The following is a 3517-nucleotide window of genomic DNA, read 5'->3' as shown; positions in this document are numbered from 1 at the left end:
GGGGCGTCGCGGGCCGCGTTACTCGGCCAGCTCGTTGTCGAAGCCATCGCGACCGGGTCAGCGGGGATCGCAGCAGCGTGTCTGTTGCTGTACGCTACCGGGTTGCTCGATGCGCCAATCGCATACGCGTTCGGCAGTGTGGCATTGGCTGTCGCTGTGGCCCTGCCCCTCATGGTTGTGGGGATCCTCGTACCGGGCATTGGGGCGCTGCGTACCACTGCCATTGCGTCGCTCGAAGGTCGAGGTACGTGAGCGTGCGGTACTGGACTCGGGCAACGGCGCTCGTGCGACGCTCGCACGACGTAGGGCTTGCGCACGTCTGGCATGCGACCGACGTGCGGGGGTCGCTCAGCGGGCGGGAGTGGATCGCTATCGTGGCTGTGCTGTGTCTCGCTTTTACCACGGCCATGGCGGTGATGTTGCATGTCGGCGTGGCGACGCTCGACGCGGCGCTGCAGGAGGATCTTGGCGTTGATCGCCAGGAGATCGTGCTGGTGGAGACCGCGCCGGGGATATCGGCGAGCGAGGGCCGTGTGGCAGTGCAGACGCTTGATCGCGTGCTCGGGGCTGTTCGCCGTTCCCCGGTGATGCGGCGTGTGGCGATGCTGCGTGTACCACCGCGTGATCGACTTGTGGAAGTCCTCGGTGTATCGGCGCCGATATCACACCTGCAGAGCTCGGTGTTGCGTGAGGGGCGCTGGTTTAGCGCGCGCGAGGTGAATGACCGGCGACTTGTGGCAGTGCTGGGGGGCGCGCTGGTGGATTCGGTGTATCGGGGAGTAGCACCACGACGCCTGCGGCTCTCTCGTGTGGTGCTCGACGTGATCGGCGTGGCGGAATCCGGTACCATGGCGCCCGTGACGATCGATCGGTCGATCGTGATACCAGTGGGGGTCCTGGATCGATTGACGCTCGCGGACGGTGGGGCACCGGCACTGCTGGCTCAGGAACCCGAAAACCCGCGAATCGCCGGTCTCTATGAGGTTTGGCGGATGCTCGAACGTCGCGATCCCCGGTTTACCGGACGGCTTTCGATGGTGTCGTCGTCGCAGCGGCTCGGTGACGCCAGCCGGCTGTCGGCTGCACTGCAGAGAGGGGCCTCGGGGTTGTCGGCGGTGCTGGTCGCCGCATCGCTCGCCGCTGTGGCCGCATTGATGGTCACGATCGCGCGCGGCCATGCGCACAGTGTGGGGATCACGCGCGCGATGGGGGCGACCCGTGTGCAGGTGGTGATGCAGGGACTCCTTATTGGCACCATGGTGGGGGCGCTTGGAGTGTGCAGCGGGATCGCCGTGGGAGCTGTGTCGGCGCAGTTCCTGCCCATGCTGTTCGACCTTCCGGCCATTACGACCGACGCGCTGCTCAAGGCGGTGGCCACGGCCGGTGCGCTGCCGTTGATGACCGCCGCCGCCGCGAGTGTGGCGTGTTTCGTTCGCCTGAGTGCGCGCGCGCCCGCCGAACTGTTGGCGTAGAGCGGTGTACGCCGGTTATATCAAGAGAGAGTGAGAATGCCGCACGTATTCCAATCATCCCGCTGAATATGCACATCGAATTCTCCGGCGCCGCGCGCGAAGTCACTGGCTCCTGCCATATCCTGCGCGTGGGCAGCGGTACGCACCAGCGTACGGTGTTGCTCGATTGCGGCATGTTTCAGGGGAGGCGCAGCGAGTCGCGCGCGAAGAATGCGAAGCTGCCGGTGCCGGTCGACGAGATCGATGCGGTTATTCTGAGCCACGCCCATATCGACCACGCCGGCCGTTTGCCGTATCTCGCGGCGAAGGGTTACACGGGTACCATCTGGTGCACGCCCGCCACGCGCGATCTCTGCGCCATCATGCTCGCCGACTCGGCGCATATCCAGGAAAAGGACGCGGAGTTCCTGGCGCGGCACCGCAGCGAAATCATCGAGCCGCTGTATCGCGTGGAAGACGCGACGCGCACGCTCGAACTCATGGTGGGGATGCCACTGAACAAGTGGTTCGACGTGACCGACGGGGTCCGTGCGATGTTCACCGAAGCTGGGCACATCCTTGGCAGTGCCTCCATCACGCTGGAGGTTCGTGAAGGCACGGAGTTCCGCCGTGTGGTGTTCTCAGGAGACGTGGGGCGGTGCAATCTGCCCATCATTCGCGATCCGCAGCCACCTGAGTCGGGCGCTGACGTGATTCTGTGCGAGAGCACTTACGGCAATCGTGATCACGAGTCGGTGGAGGGCGCCCGCGAACAGCTCGCGGCGGTGGTGCGGGAGACTGCCGCGCGCGGGGGTCGAGTGCTCATCCCGGCGTTTGCCGTGGGGCGCACGCAGGAGCTGGTGTACGACCTGCACGCGCTGCGGAGAGATGGGAGGATTCCGGACATCCCCATCTTCATCGATTCGCCACTCGCTACCGACGCTACGGCCGTGTTCGCGATGCACCCGGAAGCGTACGATCACAACGAGGAGCTGGTGCGTCAGGCGCCCAACCTCTTCGACTTCCCCATGGTGAAGTTCACGCGTGACGTGAGTGAGTCGAAGCGACTCAACACCCTGCACGGGCCCATGATCGTGATTGCGGCGTCGGGCATGGCTGAATCGGGGCGCATTCTGCACCACCTGCGCTATGGGGCGACCGATTCGCGGAACACGATTCTCGTCGTGGGCTTCATGGCCGAGCATACGCTGGGCCGGCGCATCGTGGAGCAACGGTCGGTGCTGCGTATCTTTGGGGAAGAGGTGCCACTGCAGGCGCAGGTGGAGGTCCTCAACGGGTACAGCGCGCACGCCGATCGTACCGAGCTACTCGCCTGGTTGCGCTCGGTGCGCGAGCATGGTGTGGCCGATGGGCGGGCGCGGCCGCACGTGTATCTGGTGCACGGCGAACGTGAGGCGCAGGACGCATTCGCCGCGCAGTTGCGTAGCGACGGATTCGATGTGTCCATTCCGTCACCGGGCGACGTGGTTTCGTTCTGAGCGGACACCAGCTGCGCGTCATGTCGCACCCGGCCGGGTGTTTGCGGAACGCCGACGTGTGCGCCGTGCTGCCGCCGGACGGTCCGTTGGCGTAGTTTGGCCTTGTCTATGGTACGTCCGGTTTCGAAGACCCCCCGCCCGAAGTTCGCTCGATTCGTCACCCGTGCGCTGACCGTGTTGGTGGCGGCGTGGTTCGTGACGTTGCTGTGCATTGCCGGGTGGTCGCGTCGATCGGCGGCGGAAACGGCGGATGCCATCGTGGTGCTGGGTGCGGCGCAATACGGCGGACGTCCATCGCCGGTGCTGAGGTCGCGTCTCGACCATGCCCTGGGGCTGTACAAGTCGCAGCGTGCGCCGCGGGTGGTGCTGACCGGTGGGCGTCGGCCGGGCGATCTGATCAGTGAAGCGGCCGCCGGTCGCCGGTATCTGGTACGCCGCGGCGTTCCCAATGACGTCATGATGCTCGAACCGGAGGGCCGCACGTCGTTCGCGTCCATTGTCGGTGCGGCGCAGCTGTTGCAGGCGCGGCGGGATTCTCTGGCCGGCCGCAAGGTCGACCCGGCTACG

4 protein-coding genes are annotated in these 3517 nt (G+C 65.8%); all 4 read left to right on the top strand.

The annotated features are described in order from the left end of the window. Positions 1-252, top strand: a 252-nt coding sequence (locus ACIQ6O_RS14645) for a hypothetical protein (RefSeq protein WP_396208522.1), incomplete at its 5' end; no start/stop codon positions are given. Positions 253-374: 122 nt separating this feature from the next. Then, a complete protein-coding gene (locus ACIQ6O_RS14640) occupies positions 375-1472 on the top strand; it encodes an ABC transporter permease (protein ID WP_396208521.1) in 1098 nt (365 codons plus the stop codon). A gap of 68 nt (positions 1473-1540) precedes the next feature. Then, on the top strand, positions 1541-2950 hold the full coding sequence (locus tag ACIQ6O_RS14635; RefSeq protein ID WP_396208520.1) for an MBL fold metallo-hydrolase RNA specificity domain-containing protein: 1410 nt from the start codon (positions 1541-1543) through the stop codon (positions 2948-2950). A 108-nt stretch (positions 2951-3058) separates the two neighbouring features. Then, the coding region (locus tag ACIQ6O_RS14630) for a YdcF family protein (RefSeq protein ID WP_396208519.1) at positions 3059-3517 on the top strand (459 nt) is incomplete at its 3' end.

This window comes from Gemmatimonas sp., from assembly GCF_044345575.1.
Lineage (GTDB): Bacteria > Gemmatimonadota > Gemmatimonadetes > Gemmatimonadales > Gemmatimonadaceae > Gemmatimonas.
Note: the sequence above shows the minus strand (reverse complement) of the source record. Positions and strands in the feature narration are given on the sequence as shown.